Genomic DNA, 17,629 nt, shown 5'->3' with positions numbered 1-17,629 from the left:
TTGAAGATTCTGGAGGCGGCCTAAGCCGCCTCCTTTTGAGCTAGCGGTTGCAGTGCTTTCAGAAAGTCTGCTGCCTTTGCAGCCTGACTTGCGGCGGTGAAGATTGCCTTCTTGTCGGCTTTGAGTACTGTCAGCCAATTTTCAAGATATGCTGCGTGGTCTTGTCTCGGTTCTACTGTGATGCCGAGATCAGCACAGAGGAATGCAGCACTCAGTTCCGCGACCAGCTCTTCTACCGCATAGGCGTTATCACCAAAGCGTTTGCCGAATGCTCTGTCTAGACGGTGCTTTGCACCTGTCCAGTGTGACAATTCGTGCAGCAGCGTGGAATAATATGCTTCTGTTGCCGTGCTGGTCTTGGAGCCGAGAAAACGGCTTTGCTCGGGCATCGTGATGCTGTCATCTGCCGGACGGTAAAAGGCACTGTTGCCGGTGTGCTTAATTGTTGCATTTGCATGCTTGATGAATTGCTCGACATTCTCGAGGATTTCAACCGGATTTTCCGGTGTGGGTGCTGGCGGTGCATCAAAGCCATCGACTTGATCGGCATTAAAGACGTATGAGGCTCTGGCGATATAGCGCGTTTCAAGTTCACCATCGGTGTTCTCGATCTCGTCTGTCTTGTAGAAGATGACCAGAGAGGATTTTTCGCCTTTGCGGACTTGGCAGCCCTTCTCTTGCCATTGCTTGTAGGTTCCCCATGTTCCGGTGCTGAAGCCTTGTGCCTGTGCTGATACCCAGAGGTTCAGGATATTGATGCCGCGATAGGGATTGCCGGTATTGATGTTGTTCGGGCGGTTGAGGCCTGATCCGGCTTGGTGCCAGGGCATTTGCCAGTCGCCTGCGCCTTTCTCGATGGCGGTGATGATGTTCTGCGTTACCTTGCTGTAAATATCTGAATGTTGTTTTGTCATTGTCTTACTTCCTTTTGCTTGGCGTTTGTTGGCCGCAACCGCCGCGGCCGTCTCATGGCAACCGATAGACGGCAGGCCAAGCCAAAGGCGCATCTCCCCGGAGAATTCGACGAGGAGACCGTAACAAAGTGAAGGACGCGAAAAGAGGGCTGTTTCTTGATTTCCGCGAGGAAGGCTAGAGGCCGGGGAAGAAACCAACCGCAAGCGTTGCGCCGCAGGGCGCATGCCGTCAGGTTCGCCATAAAAGAGACGACCGCGTAGGTCAGCGACGATAGGCAAGCTTTAGAAAGGGGGGGGGGGATAAAATGATGATTATTCAGTAGTTTACATGGTGGTACAATGTAATGCCGAGCCGCTTTTAGTGGCGCAATCATGCAAGGAAAAGCAGACACAGGCCGATATTATTTGGTTGCCAAACATAAGAAACTGTCAATTGCCCAATCGCGTGATATGATAATATCCGATGACCTGATCGCAACAGGCTTAAACGCAACAGGAACACGACACAAAGCGATGAAAAATCTGGAAAGCTTCCTTGCCAAATTTCAAAAACTGTCTGTCTTCACAAAAAAAGGGCAACGTGCACCGCACAAACCCCTCTTATTGCTATATGCGCTAGCCAAACTTCAAAGAGATCAGCAAAAGTTCATTACTTTTAATGATGCCGAAAAAGACGTAGCACCGTTGATCGAAATGTACCGCCCTTGGTCAAACGCCAGTTCTACGGTATCGTACCCGTATAATCGGCTTGCGAATGACATGAAAGATATTTGGTGGTTTGAAGACAAGCCCAACCTTCTGGGGCCAGGTGGAGACCTTAGAGTGACGGAAGCTCGATCACTCAATATCAAAGCCGGCTTCACACACGACACTATAAAAATTTTCGAACAAAACCCGCATCTGATCGAAAATGTCGCAACACTTCTTTTATCGCATCACTTTGCAGACGGACTTCACGAAGAGATTCTAGAGGCCGTTGGCTTAGAAATTGGGAGCGACACAACTTCTCTTGTTCCCAAGAAAAATAGAAACCCTGAATTTCGCAGAGAGGTTATTAACGCATATTTTGAACAATGTTGTTTTTGTGATTTTGATATGAAGCTTAATGGGAGAGGCATCGCGCTGGAAGCCGCTCATATCCAGTGGCATGCAGCAAACGGCCCAGATCAAGTAATAAACGGACTTGCCCTTTGCGTACTGCATCACAGATTATTTGACTTTGGAGCTTTAACAGTTCTGAGCGACCATACAATACATGTTTCAGAAAACATTGCTGGTAATTGGGCAAGAAAACTGACTTCAGAGCTCCAAAACAAAAAAATTCGCCCTCCTCGAAAAACGGAATATTCACCTGCCGGAGAATATCTAAAGTGGCACCATGAGCAAGTATTTAAGGGTAAAATTGGAGAGCGCCATGCCTGATATATTTAAAAAATTAGTACTCCAAAACGTAGACGTTCAAAATATATCGCCCAGAAAATCGAACAAATTGGTGCGCGATAGAATACCTGAAATTATAAAACAATCTGGCCGCACACCGATTGTAGAGACATTAAGCGGCTTAGAGCTTAAAGACGCTTTAAACGCCAAACTTATCGAAGAAGTTGAAGAATTTCTCAATGCGCCAGACGACAACAAAGCGGTAGAAGAACTCGCGGATATTTTTGAAGTAATTAGCGCCCTTGCTACATGGCATAATTTCTCAGAAGATGAACTACTTACATTTGCTCAGAATAAAAGAAAATACCGTGGCGGCTTCACTCGAGGTCTTTATTATAGGGGCGACACATAACCTTTGGTCTAGGCCTAAGAAAAGTTTATCAAAATTTTGTTTTACTCCGTAGCCATTTTTGGAATTCTTCCACTTCTCCATTATCTCGATAGCCAATCTCATCCAAAATTGCGTTTTTTATCTTAGTTACCGTGCCGGAACTACCAACACCAGTAAAGTCGCCCGATCGTGTGAAATTCACATTTTCAATTCCACTCAAAACATTCTTAAAGTAATCAACACTCACTTCACCAATTTTATTTGGATCGCGTCCCAGATCATTAACGAAAATTATTGGAAATATCGTGTGCAAAGCCACTAAAAACGCTCCTATTCCCATTCCCTTCGATAAAATTGAATTCTGAGGGTCATTCCAATCACTCTTGAGCTCTTTTATGGCCAAAAAATATCTGCTCAAAAATCGAATAATATCAATATGCATATTTCTATGTTGAAAGTAATACAAAAAAATTGGCGTATACGCTTTACTATCTATAAATTTTTTATCAATAAATCTTTTCATATGCTCAATTAGGAATGCTTGCGATACCGAATACAGATACCTTTCATCACCGCGAGCTTCTTCTGGAGTCACACCGAGCATTTTAATTCTGCCAAGAAACGGGCTGTCCTCGTGCTCGTTCAATATTTTCACAAGATTATGTAAGAATGTGACTTCATCAAGGTCTTGGCTAAACTCTGCAGTTAAATGGAGCAATAAGGACTTATTGACTGATTTCTGTTCATAATTAATAGTGTAAAATTGCTTTGCGATCACAGAGCGATCATACCCAACGATAAAAGATACCAACACATTGTAACCATCGGCATTCTGCTCATTGTCCAGCCAAAGCCTCAAACCTTCCAATCGATGTTGTCCATCAATAACTAATACTGCGCCTTTCATCTTTGGTAATAAAAGCCTATAGTGTTCTCCGTCATCTTTATACAAAAAGCCTAAACGGTCAGGTCTATTCTCTAAGGATTCAAAGTCGCCAATACCCGAAGATGTATTAAGACCAGCTTCTTCAATATCATTAATTAACTCACAGCTCGCTATAATTGTATTTGGAAAGAATGGGTACTCTTCCTCAGCTAAGTATTTATTAATAGCTTTCGCACGATCTTTTCTTAACTCTCTCTGAAAACCGGTATTGCGATCATCATTGCGGGGTGTTCTCTTTTCTAACTTCTCAACAAGGTCTTGGTAATAGTCCGCATCACTTACAAATGATGATGCAAGGGCTTTATTCTTATCGATATCGTATTGCGTAGGGCTAACAGTGAACATCTCAACAAGGTCTTTGGCTTTCATCTTCGCAAGATAGAAAACCTTAGATTTCTGATAAATGGGTTCAACATCTAACAGTAGATATTCTTTACCTTGAAAAATTCTACTCTCCGTCTGCATTTACCTAAGCCCCTGCTGTTGCGCTTCGGAATTCATAGCATCCCCATCACGTTTACCTTGTTCCTGTTTGTCAGTAATCTGTGCCGCTCTCACATCAAACGCTGCCTTCAGTAAAGCACTATAGTTCAAGACGGAGGCAAGCAGTAAAGTTATACCCAAGAACCACCTTACTATAGATTCTTTGTGACTAACGATTAAGTTCACACCAGCCTTCTCGAATTGATCTTGCTCACAAAGGAATATCTTCACCCCATCGCATTTTAACTCAAAAGTTCCAACGCATTGCGGCGTTACAAAGTTCGTACATTGCGTGTCTGAGGTTGCTTGATAGTAGTACAGGTAAACGAGGCCTACGACTGCTGTCCCAAAGAAAGATAGGAATATAATTATATCTCTTCCAACTTTTTTTGAAGACAGCTGAAATGCATGGATGCCCGATAGCAATATCGTCATAGAGAATGATAAAATTCCTAACATAACGGCATTACTAATTTCGAAAACCTTGCTATTATCCCAATCGACAACGAGTGTTATACCCACTGGAACCAGACTAAAAATGAAGTTCATTCCGAGCCAATAGGAATATTCTTTCACGAAACACCAAACCAATGCTATGCGATTTCGCCAATCATCACTTAACATTAATTCAAGCCTCTTTATATATTTTCCCAAAGTTGGCTCATCTTAAATAGTTCACCTTTTGAAAATTCCTTGATATTAGAAACAGCCTGTCCTTTCTTTATTTTTTCTAAGCTACGGCAAACTTTGTTCGCCTCACTCTCACTCAGGCCCAGAAACTTATTAATCGCCCTGCCATTGTTTTTGTCTTTCACATCTAACAAAAATGACATTTCGCACATGCTGGAAAAATCAAACTCAGACTGATTGAATTCCTCAATCCCTTGCGAGAGCAGGACAACAGAAACACCTTTTGACCGGATCTCACGCAAAATCTTTTCAAGGATGCCTTGGTATTTACGCTCTTTAAAAATCACGTGCGCTTCGTCAATCAAAAGCACATAGCGCATTCCACGATGCCCCTTTTCAACAGGTGTGTTATCCAAGTTCATAAACGTGTTGTAGATGTAATTGATAATCAGAAACAACGCTGTAAAACGAACTGTGTTTGGCAAGTCGCCAGAAAGAGAGAGGTATACATTTTTATCAAGAAAATGCTTTCCCTTCCGATCTTCTTCAAAAATGTTATACCGGCTGAGATCTCCAATAATTTCAGTTAGCGTATCTCGTTTATCCCCCACCATTTCCAAAAGAATTTCGTTGATCTCTGGAATCGAGGGATAATCTCCGGCCTTCTTATTCGCAAACGCTGCAACAGTGGCATCGCGTAATATTCCACTTTGCTTGATCCCCAAATTTGAATATTTACCCACAATATCGACAAATTTGTCGATCCCCATCAGACGATCTTTTTCATTAATCGTATCTATAAACGACAACGGGTTAACAGGGAAAGGAACTTGAGGGGCATCAACAAATATTGATTTTGTCTTATCAAAAAATGGCTGCAATTCTTTAACACCATCTTTTTTGAGACCCTTAAAGTCCAAATAGATAAAATTCACATGATGATTGGAAGCTTCGCTTATTTGCCTTAACAGCTCCAAAGCAAACTGCGTCTTACCAGTACCTGAATTACCCGCCACCGCAATATGGTTGTTATTGTATTTTTCGGAATTGTTAAAATTCAAAACGATTGGCTCGTTTGTATCCAACGTACGACCGATGTTTATTTTGATCGGCTCTGCAAAATGTGTCTTTTCGACTTTCTGGTTATTATTACGGACAGCATCCAGGCTGATTTTGACTGTATCCAGAACGGACATGCCTTTTTCTAAGTGTTCTAACAAAAAGTCAAAGAAGTTATATTCTTTGCTATTCTCAAAGACATTCCCCATTGTCTCTAAGCCGTGATCAATATGAAGCTTGATATATTTCGGAATATTCTCATCTGTACGGTAAACACCGTAATGTTGACAGATTAGCGCAATATAAAAATCCTTGTACTTAGAATCAAAAAGGGTTTGATCTTTATATTCCTTCCCTTTTGAATCATACGCATTAAATTCAGACGAACTGAAATGCTTTCCCTGTTGCAAAGAATAACAAAGAGCAATCCGCGCTATGACATTTTCTTTGGTTCCCGTAGGCAATTTACTCGTCAGACTTTTGACGACTTCTAGGTTGGCCTCAGACGTTTTTAAGTTTATTTGCATTTTCAATCTCATCGTATGTTGTGATTAGCTCTTCCGGAACCGTTTTAAGGAACTCCGAAGAATCTACATCCAAGTTGTTAATTAAATATGCAGCACTAATATTCCCTTTTAAGAGATCAAATTCATCAGAAGTCAGTTCTTTATGGATCAAGGGAAAAATCACGACTTGCTCGGAGACATTAGGATAAAACTCTTTAATGATATTTCGCGCATGGTCTTTGTCAAATTTCTGCATAGGACTGTCGATAAACACCGGAAATTCGATATCAGACTCATCTACAAGTGCTTTTAGAAGTGATGAGGCATACATTTGGCGCTCTCCCATCGACAAAGAGCCTTTATCAATTTTATGATTACGCTTATCAAATAAATTGATATCAACATCATCGCCGGATTGGCTAATATCAACGACTACTTTTTTGATAAAGCCTTTTTTATGCATTAGTTTGCTAAGTTCATCCAAAATACTTTTTTCCAGAGACTTTTTCTTCTCTTCTTTAAATGCTCTGATAAATGATTTAAGTTGCTGGATAATTTCTTGCGCCTTCTCTTCTTTGTCGCTGAAGTTACGCGAAGTGTCAATTTTCTTCCTTAGAATTTCTTGATTCTGACGGAGTGTTTTCTGTTTCGCTTTTATCGAACCAATCTCTTGATGCAGGGTGTTAATATCCTCTTCTATTTTTACAATCCGCTTATCTAACTCTGATTTACGAGACCGTAAGCCTGCAATATAATCATCTTCTGCATCCTTTTCCGCCTCTCGAATTTTTCTTCTAACACCATCATGTTCCGTTTTCGCACTACTAAAGCGCTCATACAGGCTCTTGTAACGGTCACGTAATGACTGGCGTAAACTTTCGGCCAAAGAGTTAAACTCATTAATTTCTGCATCTGAGAAATCATGTAACACAACAAAGTTCGATGGCAGATCGCTTGCAGCTCCTCCGAAAAACTGCGGAATCAATCTCTTGATTTGGGATTCATAGAAATCTCGTATCTCTACTGGCACCACATGAGGTAACTCTTTCTTTTGCTCTTCGATCTCGATCAAAAATTGAGAAATCTTTTCCTGAATATCTTCTTGCCGGAAAGTGTTATCTCTAAAATCTTTCTCATGCTTAATCTGTGTAGAAATTTCAATAAGAGTTTCTCCAGCCAGCCCAAACGGAATAAAGTCATAAAGCTCCTTTAACTCTTCTTGTAAAGTTTCAATTTTTTGGAACCAATCAGCTTCCTCTCCCTTCAAATCTTCTAATTGCTCCAATGTAATTTGATTACCTTCTTGGATTAGCTTTCGCTGAATATCATCTGACTCAAGGCGTTTTTCCGCCTTTTCCTTCCTAAGCTCTTCGATGTTTTCCTCTATTTCATTGATCTGAATGTCAGCATTATCAATATCTGTGATCAATTGGTTTAAATCAGCCTTATCCTTACGACTAGCTGATTTTTTACGATATTCATCTTGAATACTTTCAAGCTGATCCTTCAAATCTTCATATTTCTTAATTCCCAAAACCTCTGTATATGCTTTGCTCAGGAGCTTTCTTTGATCTGGAGAGTTAATCTCCGCTAGAGAGACAATTTTTTCTGCATCAAAAAAGAAGAATTTGGCAATCTCAATTGGCAGAATAAAGTCGCGGATAAAAATCTCTTCTCCGTTTTGCTTCCCATCTGTTCTAAGGTCTTCTATTAACTCATTTCTATGACCATCAATTAAGACTTCAACACTTTCCCCGGCACGTTCGTTCCATATACGTGTAACTTTAATTTCGTTGCATGTAATATCAGGGATTTTCACGTTTGAAAACGTGATGGAAACCGAAAACTCGTTATCTCCGTTTACTTTTGCCAATCTATTTAGGCTGTGCCCAATATATTTTCCATACCCGCCATGATCGCTGATCTCTTTCTGATAAAGAACGTCAACTTTTTCCATTTGCTTACCATACAGACACCAAACAAGCGACATAAGAAATGTCGTCTTTCCAAAGCCGTTTTTACCGCTAATAAGGTCTTGTCAGACTAAATCCATGTTTTCGAAAATGTAGCCGTGTTACGATGAAACATGGCAAAAATAAATCATTTTAAATACTTCAATACGAGTCCAGAAATCATCAAAATGGCGGTGATGTATTACATCCGATATCCACTCAGCTTGAGACAGGTTGAAGACATTTTGTATGAGCGCGGCATTGATGTTTGCCATGAAACAATCCGCTATTGGTGGAACCGTTTTGGCTCTTTGTTTTCCAAAGAGATGAAAAAGAAAAAGCCACAAAGTATTTCCAACTGGCGGTGGCATATTGATGAAGTCTTCGTCAAAATTAATGGTGAACTCCATTATCTTTGGCGCGCTGTCGATCAAGAGGGAACGGTCATTGACTGCTATGTTTCGAAACGCCGTGACGCCCGTACAGCCAAGAGATTCCTCAAGAAAATGGTGAAGCAATACGGCATTCCAAAACAGATCGTGACAGATAAATTGAAATCATATCGCGCTGCTTTGAAGGCTCTGAACATGGCGTATCTCCACGAAACGAAGCAGTATGAAAACAACCAAGTTGAAAACTCTCATCTCCATTTTCGAAGGCGAGAAAAGCTGATGAACAAGTTTCGATCAATGCGATCACTACAGAAATTTACCAGTTTTCAATCCGTCTTTCTCAACCATTTTAACCACCAACGTCACCTCGAAAAACGAACAACATTTAAGGAATTACGTGATGCTTCTCTTGTCGAGTGGCAGGCAATTCTCGTAGGATAGATTGGTAGGCGAGGCGGGTTTCGAGAATTATGCGTTTTAGTCTGACAACACCATTCAGAGAATTTACAAACTCAAGCCCTGCGTTTGCGGGGCTTTGTATTTTCAAGATATGCCCGCGCTTTTATTCCGTTCAGCGACCTGCCAAAAACGATCGGGTGTTGTCTAGAGTGCAATCGTTTTGTCGGTTCTGATTATTGAGATTTTTGCGTTGCGATTTGACAGCAACAATTAACGAAATGTTATATTAGTATAAGTAGTATTTATTTCTGAACTTATACTTTTTATTCTCTGATTGCGGCGTTTGTTATTGAGGGAGATATAATGTGCGGCACTTTTTTGTGGTTTTATTTTCATGTGTCTTGCTATTTTCAGGAATTTCAGAAGCCATAGCTAACAACGCCACAAGGCATAAAGATATAAGAATGGAAGTGGCAAATTTGTTTTGGAAAAGTAAGTTTACTGATCTTGAACAAAGACTGAATTCATACAGGGAAAACAACAGCAGGACATCTGATGGTTTGTGGATGTCGCATATTTATTACAATAGCCTTGCTGGTCTTGTGAGCCCTAAATTCGCTGATAAGAAGAGCTGGGATAGTGTATTCCAGAAAGCGGATGAATGGATCAAACAATATCCGGACGCGCCATCGGCCTATATCGTGAAAGCAAATTTTCTGCATCTATATGCTTGGAAATTTCGCGGAGAGGAACCTGATGCGAAACCGAGTTCCGCCTATATTGAGAACCTTCAGAAAGCGATTGAATATCTGCAGAGCACGAAGAAAACCTCCAGCGGGGATCCGGAATGGTATGCACGCATGATTCTCATGCTGAAGGATTTGGATGTCGCAGAAGGTATTATTCAAAAGCAGCTGGATGAAGCCAGCAAGCGCTATCCGGAATATGGCCCTATTTATTTGAACGCAATGGAGTATTTCCTACCAAAATGGCAGGGCGATTTATCCAAGATAGAGGCTTTTGCCAATGCGGTTGCACAGCTGACGCATAAATCAGAAGGTATGGGAATGTTCGCCCGCTTCTATTGGACGGTGTCACAACTGGTGAATGATCAGGGAGCGTTGTTTCAAAGCCTTGAGATTGACTGGTCCAAGATTAGACAGGGTATGGAGGATATCGTCAGTCAATACCCTGACCAGTGGAATATTAACAATTTTGCCTTTTTTGCTTGTATCGCCCACGACCGCAATATGACGAAAGAGCTGATCAAGCAGGTGAAGAGCCCCATCTCTGATGTGTGGAAAGGGGCTTATCCAGACTGTAAGCAATTTTCAGAGATGGATGATGAAATGTCATTGCGTGGCGATATCAGATTGGAAGTCGTAAGATTATTTTGGCGCAAAGACTTTAAAAAACTGGATGAAATTGCCGATACATATCGGAAAAAGAAAAGCAGAACCCCAAGTGGAGTGTGGAAGCTAAGTGTTTTCTATGGCGGAATTGTGGCTGTCGTGGATTCCCAGCCGGATTCTGCGGAAAACTGGAGCAGAGCCTTTCAAACTGCGGATGAATGGGTAAAATTATATCCCAATTCTCCTGTGGCTCATATTGTAAAGGCCACGTTTCTAACAAATTATGCCGGAAAAATGCGGGGCGGTGGATGGGCGAAGGATGTATCGCCAAAAGCGTGGGAGCTTTTCAATCAATACAATCAGCAAGCCAGAGATTACCTTTTGGCGACCAAAGAAATCTCTAGTCAAGATCCGCAATGGTATGACCTAATGCTGTTAGTTGAAAGAGGTCTGGGTGTTGAATTGCCTGCGTTTCAGAAAACCCTTCAAGAAGGGATTAAGAAATATCCTGATTTTTATGAGATATATTTTTCCGCCTCAATCTACTTACTGCCGCGCTGGCATGGTAGTAAAAGCCAGATTGAGGATTTTGTGAACGCGGCTGTCGAGAATTCGCGCAGGACAGAGGGGATGGGCATGTATGCCCGTATATACTGGTATGTAGCCAGTATGACAAATCCGAGCGGGCTTTTTAAGGATTTCAATGCCGATTGGAAGAAGATGAAGCAAGGCATCAATGATGTTTTGGCGAAATACCCTGATCAATGGAATATTAATAATTTTGCGTTTTTTGCGTGTATGGCTCAGGATCAGGATATGACGAAAAAGCTTCTTCAGAAGCTGGAGGTTCCATATCCGTCGGTATGGGGCGGCGACTTGTTTGAAGCTTGTCAGCAATTCGCATCGCAAGCGAAATAGCAATTTTCATTTTTGTGTTTGGCGGCTGAAACGCTTTCTGTTCAAAAAATGTTTTAACGATATTTTAGCGTATTCAGTCTAACTTTGAAAAAGACGGATGTTGAACTGTCCTATGATTTATCGATGTTTAAACAGTTATAAATTTTTGTGTTGTTTGCTCGTAAATTTTTTTGAGGAATAATTGGTCGTGCCTTCACTTTGGAAAATGTTGGCGGGTATGTTGCCGGGGATCTTTCTATTCATGGTGTCGACCGCTTGTCTTGCCAACGGGGTTGATGCCCGTTTGAACAGGGACAAAACTGTGACCGGAGCCGTTACCGGTACGGCAACCGATAAATACACTTTTACGGTTGAAGCGGGTAAAAGCTTTGTTCTTAGCCTTGATAAATCAGAGAAGCAGTTTGATAAGGACTTTATGCTCGCCGTAAAGCTTTTTGACCCGGACAAGAGATTGCTGGCAGGGGGCGCGCAGCAGCTTTTTTTTCGTGCACCGTTTATTAATGAAGCGGAAGGAGATTGGACGATTGAAATCGGGCGGGGGGATCGGGGCGCTTCTGGCGGTGCTTACGAGATCAAATTTATGGAAGTGCCCGGTTCATCAGGGGTGCCGATGAAATTTCATAAAACCTACAAAGGCAATATTCTCCGTGGGGGAATAGATGTTTATACGATAAAGGGCGCACCTGATCTAATGGGGGATTTATCACTGGCGCCAGAAGGAGGACAGGGATTTATTCCGGAAGTGACCGTTATTTCTCCACGCGGTGAACTCATGAATTCTGCAGGCTGCACGGAGAGTTGCGAGCTGGGTTTGCCGTTGATGGAACCAGGTACTTACACAATATTGGTCTGGCGCATTGATCAGCAGGATGTAGACGGCAGTTATAGTCTAGCTGCCAGAAAAACGGGGGACGGGATGGTAGACGATCCGGCCTATAATGAAGACAGAATTGTGGAAAGGATGGAGAATGAAAAGACGGTCAGCGGTGTCGTAAGGGTTGGTGATATTCATCGCTATGGTTTCAGTGTTGCCTCAGGCAGCAGTTTTGTGATTTCTCTTAGCGAGATCGGAGAGCACGGTCCCGGTGCAAATATTGATGTAAAGCTGTTTGATCCTGATAACCGTCTGGTAGAGGGGCGATCCTTTGAGCTGAATACCGGCTTTCAGGTGGTGGAGGCATCGGCCGGAGATTGGAGAATAGATGTCGGTCTTGATATAGGTCATGGCGAAAAAGATGGGAATGAGCAGGGCCGGAAATACGAGATGACGCTGTTCCAGGTTCCCGGCGCACAAGGCAAAAGAATGAAATTCGGTGAAACTTATTCCGGCGATCTTTTTCGCGGCAAGACCGGTGTTTATACCATTAGCGGTACGCCGGACGTTCTTGGACGGATCAGATTCACACCGAAAGAAGAGGTAAGCGTTTTTCCCGAAATTACCGTTTTTTCTCCAAATGGCGGTCTGGCAACGGCGATAGGATGCTCGGAAGGGTGTTTCGTTGATTTGGACATGAAGGAATATGGTGATTATACGGTCATTGTTAGCCAGATAGAGGCAAACGATCAGAAAAGCGGTTACGAACTTACGGTCAAGCGGACAGACGGTGAACCGGAAATTTCCGATATTGATATAAAGCGCGCATTTTTGAATCCGGTCGCGCCGGTTTTTCCGGATAATCTTATGAAGATGGCGCGTTCGGCAAGTGTTTACAGAGGAGGGATGTTCCTGCCGCTGACATCACGGGAATTGAAACAGGAGGATAGAGAGGCGGCAGAAGCGGGGGATGCGATCGCGCAGCTTCATGTCGGGGATTGTTCGTATGGTGCCGGAGCAAAATTTGCCATTGAGTGGTGGGAAAAGGCTGCGGCGCAAGGTAATGTGACGGCACGCAACCGGCTGGGTGCAGTGCCGCTACAGGGAAAAGAAAGCAAAAACAGGCAATATCAAACAGCCGGGTGGTATAGCCGGATTATAGAGCAGGGGAAGGCCGATCGCGCTTTTGAGCACGCAAACCGTATGATGGGGGGCTGTACAAAAGCGCAGGACTTCGCGCTGAATAGAAAATTGCTGCGAGAACAGGCTGAGAAAGGTGTCGCGGTCGCGCAGTATAATTTAGCCGTTCTATATGCTTTCGGATTTGATGAGCCTGAAAATTTTGCAGAGGCCGCTAAATGGTATAGTAAAGCCGCAGATCAAGGTTTCATCGTTGCAATGAATAATCTGGGTGAGCTTTACGAGCATGGTGACGGTGTGACGCAAAGTGATGCCAAAGCCCTTAAATTATACCGGCGCGCAGCTGAAGAAGGTTATCCGCAAGCGATATATAATCTGGGGCGCTTTGCTGCCGCAGGGCGCGGGATGCCAAAAAATCAAGAAAAAGCTGCGGAGTGGTTTCAGCAGGCCGCGGATGAAGGGCATGTCAATGCACAAGCTGAACTTTATTTATTACAGTCCCGCACAGATATGGCTCTTAAACTTTGGTACAGGACGGCGCGCATCGGAAATAAGCAATCATTGCGTCGGTTGATTGAGACGTACCGCGAGATCGGTGTTCCCGTACCGCGCTATCAGTCCGGTATGCGCAAATTTTTTGGTAAATATCTCCTGAATGACGCGCCGGTTCTTGATTATGATGATGTGTTGGAACTCTACAGGACAGTTGCGAAAGAAATTGATCCGCGGGTCTTTTCCGGTCTGGCAGATTTGTTTGCAAAGCAGAATCCGCCGGATTATTTCGAGGCTTATTACTGGTATAGCCTTGTGCTGGACTCACTAGAAGATGCCTATCTCCCGGCAGATGAAAAAAAGACATTGGGCGTATATGCCGAAAGCGAGGCCGCGCAAATGGCTAAGAAGCTCTCGCCCGAGCAAATTGTCGTTGCAAAATGGCGTATAGATGACAGGCATCCCGCATCGCCGAGCGAAGAATTGAAAGAGGCAGCGAGAATATTTTTGCGTGCGAAAAGAGCTTATGAGGAAGATGATCATTCGAGCAGTTATTTTTACCTGAAATCCGCTTCCATGGGGCTTCCGCGTGCGCAGATGCAAGTCGGTGCGAATCTTGATGCCGGAAATGATTTTGAAAGGGCGATAGGGTTTTATAAGAAGGCATTGTTGGGGGGGCGCATTGAAGCGGCAAGCTGGATGGGAAAATATTACCATTTTGGTATCGCGGTCCCTCAAGACCTTAATAAAGCGGCGGAGTGGTATGAATTGGATGCTAGTCGCGGCTTTAAACCTGCAATAGACCGTTTGGGCTGGATTTATTTAAACGGGCTGCAAAACAGCGGAGAAAAGGCGGTCGCGATGTATGAGAAAGCGGTCGCGCGTGGCATATACGAAGCGAATAATGCACTGGGTATGATTTATTTATATGGTTTGGGAGGCGTTTCCAAAGATCACAAAAAAGCTTTGAAGTGGTATTTGAAGTCGGCGGAACGAGGGCATCCGGTGGGAGCCATTCAAGCGGCTGCAATCCTGACAAATTATCTTCCGTATGATTACGATCGCGCGCTTAAACTGCTCAGCCGTGCCGGATCACCAGTGGCCCTGAATAACAGAGCTTATATGTATGAGCACGGATTGGACGCAAAAGATGAAGCATATCTGGAAGGGCAGCCAAAACCAACTGCCTTGGAACTGTATCAGACAGCTTCGGATATGTGTTACGGACACGCGATGTTTAATATTGGGCGATTATATGCACGGGGCGTGAACGCGCCGCAAGTTTCAGCTGTGCCGATTAAGAAAGACCTGATGACCGCGCGCATTTGGATGGAAAAGGCGGCAATGCAAGGGTCTGTCGCGGCGAATATGTGGCTTGATGCAAATCCCGTTGATACTGCGGCACCGGAGGCGGAGATGGGCAAAATGTTTAAGACGGCTCCGATCACCGAGATAGGCTATTTGCCCAAGGCTTGTGAAGAAAAAAAGAGAGGACAGCAATAATGAAAAAGATACTGCTCTCGCTTATTTTGCCCTTGCTGTTTTTTCTTGTGTTGTTGTCCCAACCCGCCTTGTCAGACACGCGCGAGAATATTCAGAAAAAATCATCTTTGAATCTGACGCACAGAGAAATGTTTGCGATGGAGGATTTCACCAGTCTGGATAAAGCGATGAATAGCATTCAGCGTGAATACGAAGACGGGAGCTGGAGCGATGAAGAGCTGGATGACTTGTTTTCCTGGTCTTTGAGAGGTCACGCTCCGGAGCTTGAGGCAGTCTATAATAAATGGGTGGAGGTCTTTCCGAAATCATATGCGGCGCATCAGGCACGCGGTCTATATTTTAGCCGACTGGTAGACAGATATTACAAAGAGGCTTTGGAAATAACGAAAATCAAGAGTTGGGAGGACATTCCTCCCGCGCAGGCAGATAAAATCAAGCATTATGCGGCGCTTGCCATCACAGATCACAATACGGCGATCAAATTACGGAAGGGGAAGCCGGTATTGGCGTATGCGAAATTGATTATGCTGTATGCCGTAACCGGTGACATGAAAACAAGCCGCGCATTGCTGGAAAAAGTAAACAGGATTGCTCCGGATAATAAGATTGCGCGTCTCTCATATATGACCTTATTGCACTCTGACAGATTCTACAAAGGTGATGAAACATTGGATGAAATGCGCAAATTGGCAGACGAAGCCGCAGGCTTTTCTCTGGAAGACGAACATATAGAAATTGCGGATTTATTTCACATTCGATTACTGAAAGAAGGCAAATACGCGGAACTCGAAAAAAGAATGGGAGATATCCAGCGGAAATATGAAGCGGGAAAAATTCATGACCGGACTTTAAGAAAATACTTTTATGATTTTGGTCTGGCAAACCCTGATCATGCCGAGAAGTTGAATGCCTGGATTAAAAAATATCCCAAATCTTACGCGGCACGCCAGACAAGGGCGATGTATCTTCTAAGCGCCGCATGGCGTGCGCGCGGCAACAAATATATGACAGAGACATCCAGTCAGGAAGTTGAAGGTATGGAACATTATTTGGGACGTGCGTGGGATGATTGCGTTGAAGCCGCTACATTGACGGCTAAGCCGATCCTGTCTTATAGAACCATGGTCTCTCTATTGCAAACAGGTGGCGGGCGGCAGCAGATTTATGCAACAGTGGAACGGGCAAATATCGTTGATCCTAAAAACGCCATTGTGCGTATGGCCTATATGGATAGCCTGCAGACAAGATGGGGCGGAAGTTTGGAGCTGATGGAGGAGTATTTGGAAGAGGCAAAACTGATAGGTTTGCCTGAGACCGTGATCATGGACTTTGAAGAGTCGATTATTGAAGAAAAACGCTGGCTGACCGAACAAGTCATGAAACAGTATGAGAATATTGGACAGGTTGTAACGGGCTTCTGAAGGTGAATCGGATGCATATGAATGGCACGCTACAATTTTTATTATCCGCAGTCATTGCCGTGATGATCTGTACCTATAGTACGGAGAAGGGGTTTGCGGTTCTGCGCGGGGCGACGGAACATATAGAGAGGGAATTGGCTCATCTTCCTGCGCCGGAAGAAATCCTTGAGAAATCGGAGGCGGATGCCGCCTATAATATTGGAGTCAAATACTATAATGATGAAGAAAAACGGTATGACTATATTGAATATGCCGTGAAATGGTTTCGTAGGGCTGCTAAATTAGGTTCTCCTGATGGACAGTATCGTTTGGGTGTGGCGTATGAGTGGGGAGAAAGTATCGAAATAGATTATTCTGAAGCACTCAAATGGTATCGTTTGTCTGCGGAGCAGATGAATAAAGGTGGGCAGTATGGTCTTGGTAGCCTCTATGCGAATGGCCGCGGAGTTGAGCAAGATTACTCGGAAGCCGCGAAGTGGTATAAACTATCCGCCATACAAGGCCAGCATCAAGCACAATATGAATTAGGGCTTCTGTATTTGGAAGGGAAAGGGATTGTGCAAGATTACCGGAGGGCGTATTTCTGGCTCGCACTTGCTTCCAAAAAGTTTGATGAGGCCATGGAGAAACGCGAGGACGCAGCAAATCACTTAACGGATGAACAATTGAAAGTTATTAGGAGCGGACTTAAAGAGTGGAAGCCTGGCCTTTCGGCTGTTGTATCAGATTAAATTTACCGCTTGGCTTAGTCTGGCAGCAATTTTTAAAATTCGTTGCATTGTAGAGCTGCATACTTTGGGAAGCATTGACATAGATTGTTGCCTTTAAAGCAGAGTGGAAATAAGTGGGTTTATTTTTCTACAGCGGTTTTTTTTATGCTTTTACGCGGAGGGCTATATATGATCGTTCGTAGCCTCAATTCTCAGGCTGTGAATGT

11 protein-coding genes and 1 pseudogene are annotated in these 17,629 nt (G+C 43.5%); 7 read left to right on the top strand and 5 right to left on the bottom strand.

Features of this window, described 5'->3' with window-relative positions; genetic code table 11:
- Window positions 1-20: 20 nt before the first annotated feature.
- On the bottom strand, window positions 21-914 hold the full coding sequence (locus HND56_08410) for a DUF1738 domain-containing protein (protein QKK05706.1): 894 nt from the start codon (window positions 912-914) through the stop codon (window positions 21-23).
- 372 nt (window positions 915-1,286) lie between these two features.
- On the opposite strand from HND56_08410, the gene HND56_08405 reads away from it, so the two are divergent.
- Both HND56_08405 and HND56_08400 read left to right on the top strand, forming a co-directional pair.
- Complete coding sequence (locus HND56_08405) at window positions 1,287-2,336, top strand: hypothetical protein (GenBank protein ID QKK05705.1); 1,050 nt, start codon at window positions 1,287-1,289, stop codon at window positions 2,334-2,336.
- A 43-nt stretch (window positions 2,337-2,379) separates the two neighbouring features.
- On the top strand, window positions 2,380-2,706 hold the full coding sequence (locus HND56_08400) for a nucleoside triphosphate pyrophosphohydrolase (GenBank protein ID QKK06602.1): 327 nt from the start codon (window positions 2,380-2,382) through the stop codon (window positions 2,704-2,706).
- A gap of 28 nt (window positions 2,707-2,734) precedes the next feature.
- Here the strand turns inward: HND56_08400 and HND56_08395 are convergent, their stop codons facing one another.
- The 4 genes and pseudogenes from HND56_08395 to dndD form a co-directional block, all read right to left on the bottom strand.
- The gene (locus HND56_08395; GenBank protein ID QKK05704.1) at window positions 2,735-4,096 is read right to left on the bottom strand and encodes a DGQHR domain-containing protein; all 1,362 of its coding nucleotides are present in this window, start codon (window positions 4,094-4,096) and stop codon (window positions 2,735-2,737) included.
- Entirely contained in the window at window positions 4,097-4,738 is a 642-nt protein-coding gene (locus tag HND56_08390) for a hypothetical protein (protein QKK05703.1), read from the bottom strand. It lies immediately after the preceding gene.
- Between the two features lie 14 nt (window positions 4,739-4,752).
- Window positions 4,753-6,330, bottom strand: coding sequence for a DndE family protein (locus tag HND56_08385; protein ID QKK05702.1), 1,578 nt, complete (start codon window positions 6,328-6,330; stop codon window positions 4,753-4,755).
- A pseudogene (gene dndD / locus HND56_08380) lies at window positions 6,305-8,362 on the bottom strand (DNA sulfur modification protein DndD). Before dndD ends, HND56_08385 begins: the two are co-directional and overlap by 26 nt.
- Window positions 8,363-8,395: 33 nt before the next feature.
- Between dndD and HND56_08375 the strand changes: the two are divergent.
- The 5 genes from HND56_08375 to HND56_08355 all read left to right on the top strand — a co-directional run bounded on the left by HND56_08375 (window position 8,396) and on the right by HND56_08355 (window position 17,423).
- Complete coding sequence (locus HND56_08375; protein ID QKK05701.1) at window positions 8,396-9,094, top strand: IS6 family transposase; 699 nt, start codon at window positions 8,396-8,398, stop codon at window positions 9,092-9,094.
- A 422-nt stretch (window positions 9,095-9,516) separates the two neighbouring features.
- A complete protein-coding gene (locus HND56_08370) occupies window positions 9,517-11,322 on the top strand; it encodes a DUF4034 domain-containing protein (GenBank protein ID QKK05700.1) in 1,806 nt (601 codons plus the stop codon).
- Window positions 11,323-11,509: 187 nt separating this feature from the next.
- Window positions 11,510-15,271, top strand: a complete 3,762-nt coding sequence (locus tag HND56_08365) for a sel1 repeat family protein (protein QKK05699.1) — start codon at window positions 11,510-11,512, stop codon at window positions 15,269-15,271.
- A complete protein-coding gene (locus tag HND56_08360) occupies window positions 15,271-16,692 on the top strand; it encodes a DUF4034 domain-containing protein (GenBank protein ID QKK05698.1) in 1,422 nt (473 codons plus the stop codon). The genes HND56_08365 and HND56_08360 overlap by 1 nt, the downstream gene beginning before the upstream one ends.
- A 17-nt stretch (window positions 16,693-16,709) precedes the next feature.
- On the top strand, window positions 16,710-17,423 hold the full coding sequence (locus HND56_08355; protein ID QKK05697.1) for a sel1 repeat family protein: 714 nt from the start codon (window positions 16,710-16,712) through the stop codon (window positions 17,421-17,423).
- Window positions 17,424-17,629: the final 206 nt, after the last annotated feature.

The organism is Pseudomonadota bacterium, assembly GCA_013285465.1.
GTDB lineage: Bacteria > Pseudomonadota > Alphaproteobacteria > Micavibrionales > CSBR16-224 > CSBR16-224.
This window is presented reverse-complemented; position numbering and strand designations above follow the sequence as displayed.

Excerpts from the sequence above, each read along its gene's own strand:
- HND56_08410 (QKK05706.1), bottom strand. The coding sequence starts at position 914 with ATGACAAAACAACATTCAGATATTTACAGCAAGGTAACGCAGAACATC.
- HND56_08405 (QKK05705.1), top strand. The coding sequence starts at position 1,287 with ATGCAAGGAAAAGCAGACACAGGCCGATATTATTTGGTTGCCAAACAT.
- HND56_08395 (QKK05704.1), bottom strand. The coding sequence starts at position 4,096 with ATGCAGACGGAGAGTAGAATTTTTCAAGGTAAAGAATATCTACTGTTA.
- HND56_08390 (QKK05703.1), bottom strand. The coding sequence starts at position 4,738 with ATGTTAAGTGATGATTGGCGAAATCGCATAGCATTGGTTTGGTGTTTC.
- HND56_08385 (QKK05702.1), bottom strand. The coding sequence starts at position 6,330 with ATGCAAATAAACTTAAAAACGTCTGAGGCCAACCTAGAAGTCGTCAAA.
- HND56_08375 (QKK05701.1), top strand. The coding sequence starts at position 8,396 with ATGGCAAAAATAAATCATTTTAAATACTTCAATACGAGTCCAGAAATC.
- HND56_08370 (QKK05700.1), top strand. The coding sequence starts at position 9,517 with ATGGAAGTGGCAAATTTGTTTTGGAAAAGTAAGTTTACTGATCTTGAA.
- HND56_08360 (QKK05698.1), top strand. The coding sequence starts at position 15,271 with ATGAAAAAGATACTGCTCTCGCTTATTTTGCCCTTGCTGTTTTTTCTT.
- HND56_08355 (QKK05697.1), top strand. The coding sequence starts at position 16,710 with ATGAATGGCACGCTACAATTTTTATTATCCGCAGTCATTGCCGTGATG.